This is a genomic window from Streptomyces sp. NPDC039480 (genome assembly GCF_055597165.1).
In genome coordinates this window covers 366,199-385,507 of the sequence record NZ_JBVITX010000001.1, presented here as the reverse complement: position 1 = coordinate 385,507, position 19,309 = coordinate 366,199, and the positions used below count along the sequence as shown (strand labels likewise).

At 73.1% G+C, this 19,309-nt stretch carries 2 protein-coding genes; both read right to left on the bottom strand.

Translation table 11 applies throughout. The features are described 5' to 3' along the window. Positions 1-128 precede the first annotated feature (128 nt). Complete coding sequence (locus ACZ56E_RS01620) at positions 129-12,485, bottom strand: SDR family NAD(P)-dependent oxidoreductase (protein ID WP_471209691.1); 12,357 nt, start codon at positions 12,483-12,485, stop codon at positions 129-131. A 52-nt stretch (positions 12,486-12,537) separates the two neighbouring features. Next, complete coding sequence (locus ACZ56E_RS01615) at positions 12,538-19,305, bottom strand: SDR family NAD(P)-dependent oxidoreductase (protein WP_471209688.1); 6,768 nt, start codon at positions 19,303-19,305, stop codon at positions 12,538-12,540. Positions 19,306-19,309 lie beyond the last annotated feature (4 nt).

The window sequence follows — 19,309 nt, the reverse complement described above, 5'->3', positions numbered from 1 at the left end:
CCGAAGCGGACACATCAGTACTCGACTCTTCAGCACTCGACATCGAACGTCACTTCTCCATCAGCGAAGGGCACGGGGCGGGACGAGGGGGGCGAGGAAGGGGGACGGGACGGGGCGGGCAGGGGGGGTCACAGCTCTCGGTCGATGAACTCGAACATCTCGTCGTCGGACACGTCGTCCAGCGCGTCCAACGCGTCGAGCGCGCCCGGGTCCGCGCCATCCGCCGCGCCCGCCCGGGAGCCGGCGGCGGCCCCGTTCAGCTTCGACAGCAGGGTGTTGAGGCGCCTGGTGACCCGGCCGCGCGCGTCGTCGTCGAGGGCGAGAGCGTCCAGGGAGGACTCGATCCTGCCGAGGTCGTTGAGGACGGGGTCCGCGGCGTCCTTGAGGGGCGGCGGCGCGCCGTCGGGCGACAGGCGCTCCAGGAGGTGGTCGACGAGGGTGGCCGACTCGGGGTAGTCGAAGACGAGCGCGGCGGGCAGCTTCAGGCCGGTGGCGGCGGCCAGCCGGTTGCGCAGTTCCACGGCGGTGAGGGAGTCGAAGCCGAGCTCCTTGAACGACGTGTCCGGGCGGACGGCGTCGTGGTCGCTGTGTCCGAGGACGCCGGCGACGTTGCCACGTACGAGGTCGAGCAGCAGCCTGCGCCGTTCGGGATGCGGCAGGCCGGCGAGCCGGTCGGCGAGACCGTCCGCCGGGGCGGCGGAGCCGGCGGCCGCGGTGCGCCGGGTGGTGCGAGCGCCCGGGGTCGTGCCCGCGGCCAGGGCGCGCAGGAGCGCGGGCCGGGACGGGGCGGGCTGCGCGGCGACGGCGCGCGCGTCGAGGTCCACGGCGACCAGGTGCGGGCGGCCGTGGGCGCGGGCGGCGTCGAGGAGGGCCAGGCCGCCTTCGGTGGTCAGCGGGGTGAACCCCGTGCGCTTCATGCGTGCCAGGTCCGTCTCGCCGAGGTGTCCGGTCATGCCGCTCGCCGTCTGCCACAGCCCCCAGCCGATCGCGAGACCGGCCAGACCCTCGGCACGCCGTTGCCGGACGAGGGCATCGCAATAGGCGTTGGCTGACGCGTAGTTGGCCTGGCCGGGGCTGCCGAGTGTCGCCGCCGCCGAGGAGAACACCACGAAGAGACCGAGGCGCGTCTCCAGGGTCGCCTCGTGCAGAAGGCGTGCGGCCGTGGCCTTCGCCGCCCACACCCGCGCGAGACTCTCCGGGGTCTGCGCGGTGACCACGGCGTCGTCCAGCACACCGGCCGCGTGGATGACACCGGTCAGCGGGTGCGCCGGATCGGTCTTGCCGACGAGCTCCGCCACGGCGTCCGCATCACTGACATCGGCCGCGGCGAAGGTCACTTCGGCCCCCAACCCGCTCAGCTTCTCGGCGAGTTCGGCGCTCCCGGGCGCCTCGGCACCGCGCCTTCCAGCCAGCAGCAGGTGTCGTACTCCCCACTCCCTCACCAGATGCTCGGCCACCGCGGCGGCGAGGACGCCGGTACCGCCGGTGATGAGCACCGTGCCGTCCGGATCGAGGGCGGGCGGGATCTCCAGCACCAGCTTGCCGGTGTGCTTCGCCTGGCTCATGAACCGGAACGCCTCACGTGCCCGCCCCAGCGGCCAGGTCTTGACGGGCAGCGGCGCCAGGACACCGGAGGCGAACAACTCGCCCAGCTCCGCGAGCATTTCCCCGATCCGGTCGGGTCCCGCGTGCGGCACGAGGTCGAAGGCGCGGTACCACGCGCCGGCGTGGTCGGCCGCGACCTGGTCGGGGTCGCGCTTGTCGGTCTTGCCCATGTCCACCATGCGCCCGCCCTCGGCGAGCAGGCGCAGCGAGGCGTCGGTGAACTCCCCCGCCAGGCTGTTGAGCACGACGTCCATGCCGCGCCCGCCCGTCGCCTCCCGCAGGGTTGCCTCGAAGTCGAGGTCGCGGGAGGAGGCGCGGTGGGCCGCGTCGATGCCCATGCCGTCGAGCACGCCGTGCTTGGCGGGGCTCGCGGTGGCGAACACCTCGGCGCCCAGGTGGCGGGCGATCTGGGTGGCGGCCATGCCCACCCCGCCGGTGCCCGCGTGAATGAGCAGTGATTCGCCCGCCCGGAGGCGCCCGAGGTCCACGAGGCCGTACCAGGCCGTCAGGAACACCACGGGCACCGCCGCGGCCTCCTGGAAGGTCCAGCCCTCCGGCACCGGGACGACCATCCGGGCATCCGCGACCGCCAGCGGCGCGAACGCGCCCTCGAACAGGCCCATCACCCGGTCACCGACCGACAGATGAGTGACGCCGGGACCCACCTCCGTCACATGTCCGGCGCCCTCGCTCCCCGCGAACGTGCCCTTGTCGGGGTACATGCCCAACGCGATCAGCACGTCACGGAAGTTCATGCCCGCCGCCCGCACGGAGATCCGCACCTGCCCGGGCTCCAGCGGCGCGAACGCCTCGGGGGCGTCGATCACCGACAGGTTCTCCAGGGTGGCCGTACCGGAGGTGCCGAGACGCCAGCCGGACGTGCCGACCGGCGGGACGAGCTCCTCGGGGACGGGGGCGGGCGTCATGCGCGGTACGAGGAATTCGTGTCCCCGGAGGGCGAGTTGAGACTCATCGAGATCATCGATGGCGTGGCGCAGGGCAGCGTACGGGAGCTCCATGCCCTCGCCGTCCGGGCGAAGGTGACCCTCCTCGATGTCGAGGAGGGCGAAGCGACCCGGATTCTCCGACTGGGCACTGCGGACGAGGCCCCAGACCGCGGCCTCGGATGCCATGACGTCACCGGCGTCGGCGTCGGTGGCCACAGCGCCGCGCGTCACGATGACGAGACGGGACTCGGTCAGCTCAGGGGCGGCCAGGAACTCCTGTACGAGTGAGAGGGCCCGCCGCACCACCGGCAGGCCGTGGTCGGCAGAGCCGCCGCCGACAGGAGCGAGCACCGCCCAGGGTGCTCCGCCGCCTGCTGCGGTCGCGGACGACACGGCATCAGCCAGATTGGTGGGGGTGGAGCTGTCCGAGAGCGTGACCCAGCCGGCGCTGTCCCCGACATCCGTCTGCGGCGGCAACGGCAACGGAGTCCAGTCGACGGTGTAGAGGCCGTCGACACCGCCACGGGCCGCCGCACTCAGTTGGGCGGGATCGGCCGCACGCAGGGTCAGGGCGTCGACCGTCAGGACGGGCGCGCCGGTCCCGTCGGCGATAACGACCCGCAGGTCGCGCTCGGCCTCCTCTCCCTGCGGGGAGAGCCGGACACGGACGTGGGTCGCACCGTCCGCGTACAGCGACACCCCGCTCCACGCGAACGGCAGCCACATCTGCCCGTCCGCGGGCCGGTCGAGAAGCATCAGCGGATGCAGGGCGGCATCCAGCAGCGCCGGATGGATGCCGAAACCGTCGTGGGCCCCCGCCTGCTCGGGCAACACGACCTCGGCGAACAGCTCCGTCCCGTGCCGCCACAGCGCCCGCAACCCTTGGAACGCCGGGCCGTACGCGTATCCGGCCTCTGTAGCCCGCGCGTAAAAGCCCTCGACGTCGACGGCCTCGGCGCCGACAGGAGGCCACTGTTCGCTCAACTCGACATCGGACGGCAGGCTTTCAGGGCTTACCGCACCGACGGCATGACACACCCACACCGCCGAGGCATCCTGCTCAGACCGCGAATACACATGTACGTCGCGACGCCCACTCCGCTCCTCGGCCGCACCCACGACCACCTGAACCTGCAACCCACCCGACTCAGGCAGCACCAAAGGCGCCTGGAGCGTCAACTCCTCAAGCGTGGGACAACCCGCCTCATCACCGGCCCGCAGCACCCACTCGACCAACGCCGCACCCGGCACCAACACCGCACCCGCCACCACGTGTTCGGCCAGCCAGGAGGGAGCCTTGCGCGAGAGCCGCCCGGTGAACAGGTACGAATCGCTCTCCGCGAGTTCCACGCAGGCACCGAGCAACGGATGCCCGGCGGCCACCATGCCTAGGTCGGAGGCGTCGCCGGTGAGACCGCTTGGCTCCTCCAGCCAGTAGTGCTGGTGCTGGAAGGCGTAGGTGGGGAGGTCGATGGTGCGGGGGCTGGGGTCGGCGGGGAACCAGCGCCGCCAGTCGATGTCCGCGCCGGCGGCGAAGGCGTGGGCGGCGGCACGGGTGAGCTGCTCTACATCGCCGTGATCGCGGCGCAGGGTGGGGACGACGGTGGCGGAGACGTCCGCCTGCTCGATGGTCTCCTCCATGCCGAGGTTCAGGACGGGGTGGGGGCTGGCCTCGATGAAGAGGCGGTAGCCGTCGGACAGGAGGGTTTCGATGGTGTCGGCGAAACGGACCGGCTGCCGGAGGTTGGTGACCCAGTAGTCGGTGTCGAGGGCGGTGGTGTCCGTCAGGCGCTCGGCGGTGACCGTGGAGTAGAAGGCCACGTCCGTGTTCGTCGGCTGGATGTCGGCGAGCCGGTCGGTGAGGAGGTCGTGGAGTTGGTCGATCTGGGGGCCGTGGGACGCGTACCCGACGTCGATCACGCGGGCGCGCAGACCAAGTGCTTCCGCGTCGGAGACGACCGCCGCGACATGCTCGGGCGGGCCCGAAATAACCGTAGACGAAGGCCCGTTGACGGCCGCGACGACTACTCCGGGCCGGTCGCCGATGAGCTCGACTGCCTGCTCGGCACCGACGCTGAGCGACGCCATGTCGCCGTGCCCTTGCAGCTGACGAAGCGCGTCACTACGTACGGCCACGATCCGCGCCGCATCCTCCAGCAACAGCGCCCCCGCCACACACGCGGCAGCCATCTCACCTTGCGAGTGCCCGATCACAGCAGCCGGAGTGATGCCATAGTCGGCCCAGACGGCAGCGAGCGACACCATCACCGCCCACAGCACGGGCTGCACGACCTCGACCCGGGACAGCTCACTCCCGTCCCCGCGCAACACCTCACTCAGCGACCAGTCCACATGTTCCGAAAGCGCCCGCTCACATTCCGCGATCCGCTCCGCGAACACCGCAGACTCATCCAGCAGCCGGGCCCCCATCCCCACCCACTGCGACCCCTGCCCCGGAAACACCAACACCGGCCCCGCTCCGGAGGAAGCCGCCGCACCGGACACGACGTCCGAGGGCGTCTCCCCCGTGGCCAGCGCCTGCACCCCGGCGACCAGGTCGTCGCGGTCCCGGCCCACCACCACGGCCCGGTGTTCGAACACCGCCCGCGTCGTGGCCAGCGACCAGCCCACCTCGGCCACCTCGGCCGCCGACACCTCCGCGTCCCCGCCCACGAACTCGGCAAGCCGCCGGGCCTGTTCGCGCAACACGTCCGGCGTCCGCCCGGAGACCACCCACGGCACCACCGCACCCGGCTCCGCAACCACGGGGTCGGGGGGCAGGTCGTCCTCCGGCGGTGCCTCCTCCAGGATCAGATGCGCGTTCGTCCCCGAGATCCCGAAGGACGAGACTCCGGCGCGCCGGGTGCGCTCGCCGCGGGACCACGGGACCGGTTCGGTGAGGAGGCGTACGCCGCCGCTGTCCCACTCCACGTGGGGGGTCGGCTCGTCGGCGTGCAGGGTCGTGGGCAGTTGCTCGTGGTGCAGTGCCATGACCATCTTGATGACGCCCGCGACACCGGCGGCGGCCTGCGTGTGGCCGATGTTCGACTTCACCGAGCCGAGCCAGAGCGGGCGGTCCTCGGACCGTCCTTGGCCGTACGTGGCGAGCAGGGCCTGCGCCTCGATCGGGTCGCCGAGCGTGGTGCCGGTGCCGTGCGCCTCCACCACGTCGATGTCATCGGGGCCGCGGCCCGCGCCGGCCAGGGCGGCGCGGATGACCCGTTCCTGTGAGGGGCCGTTCGGGGCGGTCATGCCGTTGCTCGCGCCGTCCTGGTTCACGGCCGAGCCGCGCAGCAGGGCGAGGACGCGGTGTCCCTTGCAGCGCGCGTCGGAGAGGCGTTCCAGGACGACGAGTCCGGCGCCCTCGCCCCAGCCTGTGCCGTCCGCCGTGGCGGCGAAAGGCTTGCAGCGGCCGTCGGGGGCCAGGCCGCGCTGGCGGGAGAACTCCACGAAGGTGTTCGGGGTGGCCATCACGGTCACGCCCCCGGCCAGGGCCAGCTCGCACTCGCCCTGCCGCAGCGCCTGGGACGCCAGGTGCATCGCGACCAGCGAGGAGGAGCACGCGGTGTCCACCGTGATGGCGGGGCCTTCCAGGCCGAAGGTGTACGCGACCCGGCCGGAGGCCACGCTCGGCGTGCTGCCGGTCATGATGCGGCCCTCGAAGCCGTCCGGTTTGCGCGCGAGGAAGCGGGAGCCGTAGTCGTCGTACATGATTCCGGTGATGACGCCGCACGGGGTGCCGCGCAGGGTGGCGGGGTCGATGCCGGCGTGCTCGAAAGCCTGCCAGGCGGTTTCCAGGAGCAGGCGCTGCTGCGGGTCGGTGGCGGCGGCCTCGCGGGGGCTGATGCCGAAGAAGCCCGCGTCGAAGTGGGCGGCGTCGTAGAGGAAGCCGCCTTCGCGGGTGTAGCTGTGGCCGACCTGGTCGGGGTCGGGGTCGAACAGTCCGGCCGTGTCCCAGCCGCGGTCCTCGGGGAACGGGCCGATGGCGTCGGTGCCGGTGGCCACGAGCTGCCACAGTTGTTCGGGCGAGGTCACGCCGCCCGGGTAGCGGCACGCCATGCCGACGATGGCGATCGGGTCGTCGTCGAGGCCGGTGGCCGTGGCGGTGGTGCGGTCCGCCGGGGTGCGCGAAGTGTGCTGCGTCTCGTCGGGGAGGTGGCTGTGGAGATGCCGTACGAGGGCGGTGGGGCTCGGGTGGTCGAAGACGAGGGTGGCGGGCAGCCGGATGCCGGTGGCCGTGGACAGGCGGTTGCGGAGCTCCAGGGCGGTGAGCGAGTCGAAGCCCAACTCCTGGAAGGCGCGGCCCAGTTCGATGGTGTCGGGTGAGGGGTGCGCCAGGACGGTCGCGATCTGCTCGCGGATGAGTTCGTTCAGGGCACGGTCGCGGTCGGCGGCGGACAGCCGGGCGAGCCGGGCGGCCCACGAGGAGGGCGCGGTCTCGTCCGTGGCGGACCGGGCGGATGCGCTGGACCCGACGGCCCCGGCGGACGCGGTGGGTCGCGGAGTGCGTACCAGTCCGCGCAGGGCGGGCTGCAGGGTGCGGGCGGCGGCCTGGCCGCGCAGCACGGCGCGGTCGAAGCGGGTGGCGAGCACCGTGGGGTGCGGCGTGGTGAGGGCCGCGTCGAAGAGGGACAGGGCCTGCTCGTCGGTCAGGCCCGTCACTCCGGTGCGGTGGATGCGGGCGCGGTCGGTGTCGCCGAGCCGGGCGGCCATGCCGCCGGACGCGGACTCCCACAGGCCCCAGGCCACGGAGGTCGCGGCGAGGCCGACCGCGCGGCGGTGTTCGGCGAGGGTGTTGAGGAAGGTGTTGGCGGCCGCGTAGTTGGACTGGCCGCCGTTGCCGAGGACGGAGGCGCCCGAGGAGAAGAGGACGAAGGCCGACAGGTTCTTGTCGCGGGTGAGTTCGTGCAGGTGCCAGGCCGCGTCGACCTTGGGTGCGAGGACCGCGTTCAGCCGCTCGGGGGTCATCCCCGTGATGAGGCTGTCGTCGATGACGCCCGCGGTGTGCACGACCGCGGTGAGCGGATGCGCGGCGGGGATGTCCGCCAGGAGCCCGGCCAGCGCCTCGGGGTCGGTGATGTCGCAGGCGGCGACGCGTACGTCGACGCCGTCGCCCGCGAGGTCGGCGCGCAACTCGGCGACGCCCTCGGCTGCCTCGCCCCGGCGGCTGGCGAGGAGCAGGTGGCGGGCGCCGTGCGCGGCGGCGAGGTGACGGGCGACGGCCTGCCCGAGGCCGCCGGTTCCGCCGGTGATCAGGACGGTGCCGCCGGTTTCCGCAGCATCTGCGATGTCCGTGGTGTCTTCTACGGCGGTGAGGTGGAGCGCGGGGGCGTCGGTTCGGGGCGGGACGACGGCGAGGCGCGGCACGAGCGCGGTGCCCGCGCGCAGGGCGAGCTCTGTCTCGGCGTGGGCGGCCGCCGCGGCCAAGGCGGCGGGCAGAGCGTGGCGTGATGCGGCGCTCTCGTCGGTGCCTTGGTCGGCGTCCCCGCTGTCGATGTGCTGGTCGGTGTCCACCAGGAGGATACGGTCGGGCTGTTCGGCCTGGGCGGCGCGGACCAGGCCCCGGACGGGCGCGGTGGCCAGGTCGGCGGGTCCGTCGCCCGGGCGGGCGGTGACCGCGCCGGTGGTGAGGACGACGAGGCGGGCGGCGGCGAGGGCGTCCGTGGTGAGCCAGTCGCGCAGCAGCTCCAGGGCGTGCTGGGCGTGGGCTCGTACCTGCGCGGGGAGGTCGGTCTCCGCCCCCTGCGCGGGGAACGGCGCGAAGACGATGTCCGGCACGGGTTCGCCGGCCTCGACGGCGGCTTTCAGGGCGGCCAGGTCGGGGTGGTGCGCGGCGGGGCCGAGGCCCGCGTCGTGCGCTCCGAGCACGGCCCAGGAGTGGGCGGCCGGGTCCGTCGCGGCCGTATCGGGCAACGGCAGCTCGTGCCAGTCCAGGTGGTACAGGGGAGCGGCGGTGGCGGGGCGGGTCGCGCGCCACCGGTCCGCGGGGATCAGCCGTAGTTGGAGGGCGTCGACCGTCGCGACCTGCCCACCCTCGCTGTCCGTCATGGACAACCGCAGCCGGTCGTCGCCCTGCGGGCTGAGGCGGACCCGAAGTCGTGTAGCCCCGGCCGCGTGGTGGCGTATGTCGCTGAAGGAGAAGGGCAGCCGTACTGGGGCATCTGCCTCACCGCGACCCGGCCCCTGCTCCCGTCCCTCGCCACCCCGGTACAGCTCGTCGACGGCGTGCAGGGCGGCGTCGAGCAGAGCCGGGTGGAGTGCGAACGCGTCGGCTTCAGCGCACTGTTCGTCGGCGAGGCGGACATCTGCGTACAGGTCGTCGCCGTGTCGCCAGGCGGCGTGGACGGCCCGGAAGGCGGGCCCGTAGCTGTAGCCCTGCGTGTCGAGTCGGGCGTACAACGCGTCGACGTCGAGGGCGGTGGCGTCGACGGGCGGCCAGGGAGCGACGTCGGGGGCGGCCGGTTCGGCGGCCGGGCCCGCGCTGAGGACGCCGGTGGCATGCCGGCGCCAGCCCCGGGAGCCCTCGTCGTCGCCCAAAACACCCAGGTCACCCGGGTCTCCCGGGTCTCCCGGGTCTCCCGCCGCATCCGCGTCACCATTCTCAGCCGCCTCATCGGCAGGGCGGGAGTGGACGGTGAGAGTACGGCGGCCGGAGCTGTCGGGAGCCCCGAGGGCGAGCTGTACTTCGATGGCATCGACGCCCGCACCCGCCGCGGAACCGCTACCCGTACCGGCGTCGATATCGGTGTCATCAAGCAGCAGTGGCGTCTCCAGCGTCAGGTCGTCGATCGTGTCGCAGTCGGCGTGCCGCCCGGCGAGGAGCGCGAGTTCGACGAAGGCGGTGGCGGGCAGCGGGACGCCGCCCGCGATGGTGTGGTCGGCGAGCCACGGATGCGTACGCAGGGACAGGCGCCCCGCGAGCAGGATGCCGCCGTCGGCCTGCCGGATGACGGCGGGCAGCAGCGGGTGGCCGGTCTCCTGGAGGCCGGCGGCGCGGGCCGGTGCGGCGGCGTCGGGCGTGACGCGCCAGTACCGTCGACGTTGGAACCGGTAGGTGGGGAGCGGCACTTGCTCGGCGTCTGCGGGGACGAAGCCGGTGAAGTCGGCAGGCTGCCCGTCGGTGTGGAGGGCGGCGACGGCGCCCAGCAGGGTGCGTCCCTCGTCGTGCCCGGAGCGCAGCGCCGCGGCGACGACCGGCTCGGCCTCCTCCCCCTCCGCCGGGGCCGGGAGGCCGTCCTGGACCATCGTGGCGAGGACCGGGTCGGGCCCCAACTCCAAGTAGCGCACCACTCCTTGCTCACCGAGCGTGCGCAGCCCGTCGTAAAACCGCACCGGCCGGCGCACGTGCCGCACCCAGTACTCGGCGTCGGCCATCTGCTCCGCGTCGGCGAGGCGGCCGGTGAGGTTGGAGATGACGGGCAGCGTCGGCGCGTGGAAGGTCAGCCCTCGGGCCACTTCCCGGAAGTCGTCGAGCATGGGCTCGATGAGCGGTGAGTGGAAGGCGTGGCTGACGTTGAGCCGCTTGGTCTTCAGGCCGCGCCCGCGCAGGGCCTTCTCCACGTCCCCGACGGCGGCGGCCTCGCCGGACACGACGACGGCGGTGGGGCCGTTGACGGCGGCGAGGGAGAGACGTTCCTCCTGTCCGGCGAGCAGCGGCAGCACGTCGTCCTCGGCCGCCTGGACGGCGAGCATGGCGCCACCCGCGGGCAGGGCCTGCATGAGGCGGCCCCGGGCCGCTACCAGCGTGCAGGCGTCCGCCAGGGAGAACACCCCGGCGACATGCGCGGCGACGATCTCTCCGACGGAATGCCCGGTCAAGTGGCTGGGGGTGATACCGAAGGAGGTGACCTGGCGGTACAGGGCGACTTCGAGGGCGAAGAGTGCGGCCTGCGTCATACCGGTGCCGTGCAGCGCGGCGGCCTGCGCGGTGTCGGCGGGGGCGAACAGGACGGGCTTCAGCGGCTGTTCGAGCAGCGGGTCGAGCAGCGCGCAGGCCTCGTCAAGCGACTCGGCGAAGACATCGAAGGCACCGGAAGCGTCGTACAACTGCCGCCCCATGCCCGGGCGTTGGCTTCCCTGGCCGGTGAACAGGAAGGCGGTGCCGCCATTCCGTGCCGGTCCCGCGGCCCGGGTCAGCGCGGGGTGTGCGCGTCCCGCCGCGAGGGCCGCAAGCGCCGCGACACGCTCGTCACGGTCGGAGCCGAACACGACCGCCCGGTGCTCGAACAGGGTGCGGCGCAGCAGCGTGCCACCGATGTCGGCGATGTCGGCGATGTCGGCGATGTCGGCGACGGAGTAGTCCGCGTGGGCAACATGGTCCGCCAGCGCGCCGGCCTGAGCGCGGAGCGCGGCAGGGCTACGGCCGGACAGCAGCCACGGAAGGTGCGGCGGCGACACCGACGACCGCAGCTCTTGGCCCTGCTCTTCCCGCAAGTGGCTCTGCTCTTCCCGCGAGTGGCCCTGCTCTTCGCGGGAGCCAACGGCCCCGACCCTCACCACCGGCCGCGGCTCTCCCCCGTCGCCGACCGCTCCTTCAACCTCGGCCGGGGGCGCCTCCTCGAGGATGAGGTGGGCGTTCGTGCCGGAGATGCCGAAGGAGGAGATGCCCACCCTGCGGGTGCGCTCCCCGTGTTCACCGCGCGGCCAGGCGACCGGCGCGCTGAGCAGGCGCACCGCGCCCGACTCCCAGTCGGCGTGCGGGGTGGGCTCGTCGGCGTACAACGTGGCGGGCAGCGTCTCGTGCCGCAGTGCCTGGACCATTTTGATGAGGCCCGCGGCACCGGCCGCGCCCTGCGTGTGGCCGATGTTGGACTTCACCGAGCCGAGCCACAGCGGCCGGCCCCCGTGGCGTTCCTGACCGTAGGTGGCGAGGAGCGCGTCGGCCTCGATGGGGTCGCCGAGCCGGGTGCCGGTGCCGTGCGCCTCGACCGCGTCCACCTCCGCGGGCGAGAGCCGCGCCCCGGCGAGTGCGGCGCGGATCACGCGCTGCTGGGCGGGGCCGTTGGGGGCGGTGAGGCCGTTGCTCGCGCCGTCCTGGTTGACGGCCGAGCCGCGGATGACGGCGAGCACCCGGTGGCCGGCCCGGCGGGCGTCGGAGAGGCGTTCCAGTACGAGGAGTCCGGCACCCTCGGAGAAGGCCGTGCCGTCCGCGGCGGCCGCGAAGGGCTTGCACCGGCCGTCGGCGGCCAGGCCGCGCTGGCGCGAGAACTCGGTGAACACGTACGGGGTCGTCATGACCGTGACACCGCCCGCGAGCGCCAGATCGCACTCGCGCTGCCGCAGCGCGTGGGCCGCCAGGTGCACGGCGACGAGCGACGACGAGCAGGCGGTGTCGATCGTCACCGCGGGCCCTTCGAGGCCGAAGGTGTAGGCGAGCCGGCCCGAGAGGACGCTCGGGGCGCTGCCGGTGACCAGGTGGCCCTCGGCGGCCGGGTCGATGTGCGGGGTGCCGAAGCCGGGCAGGGCCGCACCCGCGTACACGCCGGTACGGCTGCCCTGCAGGGACCGCGGGTCGATGCCCGCGCGCTCCAGTGCCTCCCAGGCGCACTCCAGGAGCAGCCGCTGCTGCGGGTCGAGGACGGCGGCCTCGCGGGGGCTGATGCCGAAGAACTCCGGGTCGAACAGGTCGGCGTCGTGGAGGAACCCGCCCTCGCGGGCGTAGGTCGTCCCCGGGTGGTCGGGGTCGGGGTGGAAGAGGCGTCGCAGGTCCCAGCCGCGGTTGTCGGGGAAGACGCCCAGGGCGTTGCCGCCCGTGGAGACCAGGTCCCACAGGTCTTCGGGGGTGCGGATGCCGCCGGGGTAGCGGCAGGCGGCCTCCACCACGGCCACGGGTTCCTGGCCGCGCTCCTCCGCCTCGCGCAGCCGCTGCCGGGTGGCGTGCAGGTCCGCGGAGACACGCTTGAGGTAGTCGACCAGCTTCTCTTCGCTCACCATGTGCGCTGCAGCTCCCCGCCCGTGATCGCCTGGTGTGCGGCCGGCACGCGGCTCACACCCCGAGTTCGTTGTCGATGAAGTCCAGTACTTGCTCGGCGGTGGCCGTCTCCAGCTGGTCCACGGCACCGTCGCTGTCGCCGTCACCCTCCGCCGCGGCTCCTGCGGCCCCCGGGGTCGCCGTGCAGCGGGCGAGCAGCGCCTCCAGGCGGGCCGCGACGGCCGCGCGGTCCAGGCCGTGCGGGACGGCGGCGGACAGGGTGTGCTCGACGCGGGCCACCTCCAGCAGAACCTGGGCAGTCACGTCACCGCCCGGACCGCCCGGGCCTCCCGCCCCATACGTGTCGCTCACGCCATCCGCACCGCTCACACCGTTCGCGGCCCGCGCGCCCTCCGGGACGAGCCGTTCGGCCAGGTGGGCGGCGAGAACGCGAGCCTGCGGGTAGTCGAAGACGAGGGCGGCGGGCAGCTTCAGACCGGTCGCGGCGGCGATCCGGTTGCGCAGTTCGACGGCGGTCAGCGAGTCGAAGCCGAGCTCCTTGAACGGCGCGTCCACCTGGACCGCGCCCGCGTCGGCGTGCCCGAGCACCCCCGCCGCGTGGGTGCACACCAACTCGGTCAGGAGCTCGAGTCGCGCGTCCTCGGTGAGGCCGGCGAGCCTGCCGGGCCAGTCCGTGGCCTCGCCGGCCGCCGCCGCGGTGGGGCGGGAGGTGGCGGGCGCTCCCGCGGCCGCCAGAGTGCGCAGCACGGCGGGGACCGGGGCGTCGGACGCGGCGGGCACGCGGGCGTCCAGGTCGAGGGCGAGCAGGTCGGGGCGTCCATGGGCGCGTGCCGCTGTCAGCAGGGCGCAGCCGCGTGCCGCACTGGTCGGCCTGATGCCGTACCGGTCGATGCGGGCCCGGTCGGCCGCCGACAACGTCCCGGTCAGGCCGCTGGTGGCCTCCCACAGCCCCCACGCCACGGACAGCCCGGCGAGCCCCCGCGCACGTCGGAGTGCGGCCAGTGCGTCGCAATAGGCGTTGGCGGCAGCGTAGTTGGCCTGCCCGGGGGTGCCCATGGTGGAGGCGAAGGAGGAGAACATCACGAACAGTCCCAGCCTCGACTCCCTTGTGGCCTCGTGCAGTTGCTGCGCGGCGGCGGCCTTCGCCGCCCAGACGCGGGCGAGGCTTTCGGAGGTCTGGGAGCCGATCAGGGCGTTGTCGAGCACTCCGGCGGCGTGCACCACACCGGTCAGCGGATGCGCGGGGTCGATCCCTTCGATCAGCGCCGCGACCGCGCCCGGCTCGCTCACATCGGCGGCCACGAAGGTGGCTTCGGCGCCGAACTCAGCGATACGGGAGGCGAGTTCATCGGCACCTTCGGCGTCGGGCCCGCTGCGGCTGACGATGAGCAGGTGCTTGCTCTCCCCGGTACGCGCCAGGTGTTCGGCCACGGCGGCGCCGATGGTGCCGGTGCCCCCGGTGACGAGGACGGTGCCGTCGGGGTCGAGCGGCGCGGGCACGTCGAGCACCAGCTTGCCGGTGTGCCTCGCCTGACTCATGTGGCGGAACGCCTCTCGCGCCCGCCCCAGCGGCCACGCGGTGACCGGCAGCGGTACCAGCGATCCGGCGGCGAAGAGCTCGCCGAGCCCGTCGAGCAGCCGGCCGAGCCGTTCGGGCCCGGCGTCGGCGACGAGGTCGAAGGCCTCGTACGACACGCCGGGGTGCTCCAGCGCGACCAGCTCGGGGTCACGCAGGTCGCTCTTGCCCATCTCCACCAAGCGCCCGCCACCGCCACCGTCACTGCCATCGCCCAGCAACCGCAGGGAAGCGTCGAGGAGTTCACCGGTCAGGCTGTTGAGTACGACGTCCATGCCGCGCCCGCCGGTGGCCTGCCGGAAGGCGTCCTCGAAGGCGAGATCGCGCGACGAGGCACGGTGGGCGGCATCGATGCCCATCTCTTCCAGCACGGCGTGCTTGCCCGGACTCGCGGTGGCGAACACCTCGGCACCCAGGTGCCGGGCAATCTGCACCGCCGCCATCCCCACACCACCCGTAGCGGCATGGATCAGGACCCGCTCGCCCGCCTGCAGGCCGGCCAGCTCCACCAGCCCATACCAAGCGGTCAGGAACGCGGCGGGGGCGGCGGCCGCCTGCCGAGTGTCCCAGCCGGCCGGTACCGAGGACAGCATGCGCGCGTCGGCGACGGCCCACGGGCCGAAGGCGCCGTCCAGCATGCCCATCACGCGGTCGCCCACCGACAGGCGGGTGACGCCCGGGCCGACCTCCGTCACCACACCGGCCGCCTCGGTGCCGGGCAGCGCGCCCGCGTCCGGGTACATGCCCAGCGCGATCAGGACGTCACGGAAGTTGACCCCGGCCGCGTGGACGGCGATGCGGACCTGGCCCGGCGCCAACGGGCCCAGGACGCTGTCGTCGCAGGCTTCCGCCCCGACGGCCTCCAGCGTCCCGGACGCTCCGCCCACGACCCGCCATGCCCGCGCTCCGGCCGGCCCGGTCAGCTCGCCGGGCTCACCGGCCCGCGCCCACCGGGGGACGAGCAGCCGCCCGCCGTGCAGGGCGACTTGGGGCTCGTCCGCCTCTACGGCAGACCGCACCGCGTCCAGGAGGGGCGCAACGGACCCTTCGTCGAGGGGCGCGTCGGTGTCCAGCAGTACGAAACGGCCGGGGTTCTCCGACTGGGCGCTGCGCACCAGCGCCCATACGGCGGCGAGTGCCGGGTCGACGGTCTCTGCCGGGGCAACCGAGCCGGCCGTCGAGCTCGTGCTCTTGCTGCCGGTGTCCGCCGCGCCTCGGGTCACGAAAGCGAGGTGTGTCTGTTCCAGACTCGGCGCGGCCAGGAAGTCCTGGATGACGCGCAACACCCGTTCCGTCAGGGCGAGTCCGTCACCGCCCGTGATGTCGCTGTGCACGGGGGCGAGGATCACGGAGGGCGGGGAGGCGGTGTCGGCGAGCGCGGCGACGCCCGGGTGGCACGGGTAGCCCTCCAGGTCGATGCCCGGACCCGGTGCCGCGACCAGTTCGCCGAGCACGGCGCATCCGGACAGGTCGGCGGCCGCACCGCGACCGTTCACGGGGGACGGTACGGAAAGCGGTTCGGGCAGGAGCCCGGGCAGGGGCTCGGGCAGCGGTGTCCACCGCAGCTCATAGAGCCCGTCCGTACCGGTGCCTACCGCGCCCCGCACCTGCTGGGCGCTCGTCGACCGCAACCGCAGCTCTGCCACGTCCACCACGGGGCCACCGGCGGGGTCGGTGACCGTCAGGGACACGGTCTCGTCGTCGCCCCCGCGCAGCCCGGCGAGCCGCACCCGCACGGTGGTGGCCTCACCGGCCCACAGGGAAACACCGCTCCAGGTGAAAGGCAGCAGCACCTGTCCGCCGTGGACCTCCGCCCCGGTGCCGGACCCGGCACCGTCCCCGCTCCGCTGCGCGAGCAGCGGATGCAGGGCGGCATCCAGCAGCGCCGGGTGGATGCCGAAACCGGCCGGCGAACCGGCCTCCTCCGGCAGCTCGACCTCCGCCAGGAGGTCCTGGCCGTGCCGCCACATCGCGCGCAGCCCGCGGAACGCCGGACCGTACGCGTACCCGGCGGCCGCGACGCCCTCGTAGAAGCCGCCCACCTCCACCGGCTCGGCCCCCGCCGGAGGCCACTGCCCGGTCTGCCGCACCGGGCGCGCCACCGACTCGCGCCCGAGCTCACCGACGGCACGGCACACCCACACCGCCGAGGAATCCTGCTCAGACCGCGAATACACCTGTACGTCGCGACGCCCACTCCGCTCATCGGCCGCACCCACGACCACCTGGACCTGCACCCCACCCGACTCGGGCAACACCAAAGGTGCCTGAAGCGTCAGTTCCTCAAGCGTGGAGCAACCCGCCTCATCGCCGGCCCGCAACACCCACTCGACCAACGCCGCACCCGGCACCAACAGCGTCCCCGCCACCACATGCCCACCCAGCCAGCCACCACGCTCGGCGGACACCCGGCCGTTGAGCACCACTCCCCCGTCGGCGAGGGCGACCGCGGTCGGCAACTGCGCATGCCCCGACCCGGCCAGGTCCCAGCCGCTGTCCCGCTTCACGGTGTCGGCCAGCCAGTAGCGGCGGCGCTGGAAGGCGTAGGTGGGGAGGTCGATGGTGCGGGGGACGGGATCGGCCGGGAACCAGCGCCGCCAGTCGATGTCCGCGCCGGCGGTGAAGGCGTGGGCGGCGGCACGGGTGAGCTGCGTTACATCGCCGTGATCGCGGCGGAGGGTGGGGACGATGGTGGCGGAGATGTCCGCCTGCTCGATGGTCTCCTCCATGCCCAGGCCCAGTACGGGGTGAGCGCTGGCTTCGATGAAGAGGCGGTAGCCGTCGGCGAGCAGCGCTTCGATGGTGTCGGCGAAGCGGACGGGCTGGCGGAGGTTGGTGACCCAGTAGTCGGTGTCGAGGGCTGTGGTGTCGGCAAGGCGCTCGGCGGTGACGGTCGAGTAGAACGACACGTCGGTGGTGACGGGCTGGATGTCAGCCAACCGGTCGGTCAGGAGGTCGTGGAGTTGGTCGATCTGGGGGCCGTGGGAGGCGTAACCGACGTCGATGACGCGGGCGCGCAGACCACGTGCCTCCGCATCTGCGACTACGGCAGCCACATGCTCAGGCGGGCCCGAAATGACCGTGGACGAGGGGCCGTTGACGGCGGCGACGACTACTCCCGGCCGGTCACCGATGAGCTCGACCGCCTGCTCGGCACCGGCGCTGAGCGACGCCATGTCGCCGTGCCCTTGCAACTGACGAAGCGCGTCACTGCGTACGGCCACGATCCGCGCCGCATCCTCCAAAGACAGCGCCCCCGCGACGCACGCAGCCGCCATCTCACCCTGGGAGTGTCCGATCACAGCAGCCGGGGTGATGCCGTAGTCGGCCCAGACGGCAGCGAGCGACACCATGACCGCCCACAGCACGGGCTGCACGACCTCGACCCGGGACAGTTCACTCCCGTCCCCGCGCAGGACATCCCTCAGCGACCAGTCCACATGTTCCGACAGCGCCCGCTCACACTCCGCGATCCGCTCCGCGAACAACGGCGACTCATCCAGCAGTTGGGCACCCATCCCCACCCACTGCGACCCTTGCCCCGGAAACACCAACACCGGCCCAGGACCCACATCACCAGCAACCCCGGCCACCACACCCGCCGAAGCCTCACCCCCAGCCAACGCCCCCAGACCCGCCGTCAACGCATCCCGGTCACGCCCCACGACCACAGCCCGGTGCTCGAACACCGACCGGGTCGTGGCCAGCGACCAGCCGACCTCGTTCGGTAGTGCCTCGGTGTCGCCCGCCACGAACTCGCCCAGCCGACGCGCCTGTTCACGCAAGGCCTCCGGTGTCCGCCCGGACACCACCCACGGCACCACCCCACCCGACTCCGCAACCAAAGCACCCGGCGCGTCCTCCTCCGGCGGCGCCTCCTCCACGATCAGATGCGCGTTCGTGCCCGAGATGCCGAACGCGGAGACGCCCGCTCGCCGCGGGTGGCCGGTCTCGGGCCACGGGGTGGGCTCGGTGACGACCTCGACCGCGCCCGTGTCCCAGTCGACGTGCGGGCTCAGTTCCTCGACGTGGAGGGTGGCGGGGACCAGGCCGTTGCGGATCGCCATGACGGTCTTGATGACGCCGGCGACGCCCGCGGTGGCGTGGGTGTGTCCGATGTTGGACTTGAGGGAGCCGAGGAGGAGCGGACGGGCGCGGTGTTGCCCGTAGGTGGCGAGCAGGGCTCCGGCCTCGATGGGGTCGCCCAGTTTGGTGCCCGTCCCGTGCGCCTCGACGGCGTCCACCTCGGCGGGGGTGAGGCGGGCGTTGTCGAGGGCGGCGCGGATGACCTGTTCCTGCGCGGCGTCGTTGGGGGCGGTCAGGCCGTTGCTCGCGCCGTCCTGGTTGACGGCTGACCCGCGGATCACCGCGAGCACCTTGTGACCGTTGCGGCGCGCGTCGGACAGGCGCTCCAGGAGGAGCAGGCCGATGCCCTCCGAGAATCCGGTGCCGTCCGCCGCGGCGGCGAACGGCTTGCAACGGCCGTCGGGGGCCAGGCCCCGCTGGCGGCAGAACTCGGTGAACATCAGCGGGCTGGACAGTACGAGCACACCGCCCGCCAGCGCGAGGTCGCACTCGCGCTGCCGCAGCGCCTGGCTCGCCAGGTGGATCGCGACGAGAGAGGCGGAACAGGCCGTGTCGACGGTGACGGCCGGGCCTTCCAGACCGTAGTTGTACGCGACCCGGCCCGAGATGACACTGGTGAGGCTGCCGGTGGTGGCGTGCCCCTCGAACCCCTCGGGGATGCGGGGGAGTTGGGACATGTAATCCTCGCTGGACACCCCGGCGTACACGCCGGTACGGCTGCCCTTGAGGGAGACGGGGTCGATGCCGGCGCGCTCGAACAGCTCCCAGGACGTCTCCAGCATCAGCCGCTGCTGCGGATCCATCGCCAGGGCTTCGCGCGGGCTGATGCCGAAGAAGTCGGCGTCGAAGGAGCCCGCGTCGTCCACGAACCCGCCGTGGCGGACATAGCTGGTGCCGTAGGCGGCCGGGTCCGGGTCGTAGAGCGCCTCCAGGTCCCAGCCCCGGTCGGTGGGGAAGTCCTCGATGGCGTCCTTGCCGGCGGCGACCAGGTCCCAGAGGTCCTCCGGAGAGGCCACACCGCCCGGGAAGCGGCAGGCCATGCCGACCAGGGCCACCGGTTCCTGCCTGCGGTCCTCCTCCTGCACCAGGCGCCGACGCGTGTCATGGAGCTCGGTGGTCACCCTGCGCAGATATTCGACCAGTTGCTCTTCACTCGCCATGTGC

Excerpts from the sequence above, each read along its gene's own strand:
- ACZ56E_RS01615 (WP_471209688.1), bottom strand. The coding sequence starts at position 19,305 with ATGGCGAGTGAAGAGCAACTGGTCGAATATCTGCGCAGGGTGACCACC.
- ACZ56E_RS01620 (WP_471209691.1), bottom strand. The coding sequence starts at position 12,485 with ATGGTGAGCGAAGAGAAGCTGGTCGACTACCTCAAGCGTGTCTCCGCG.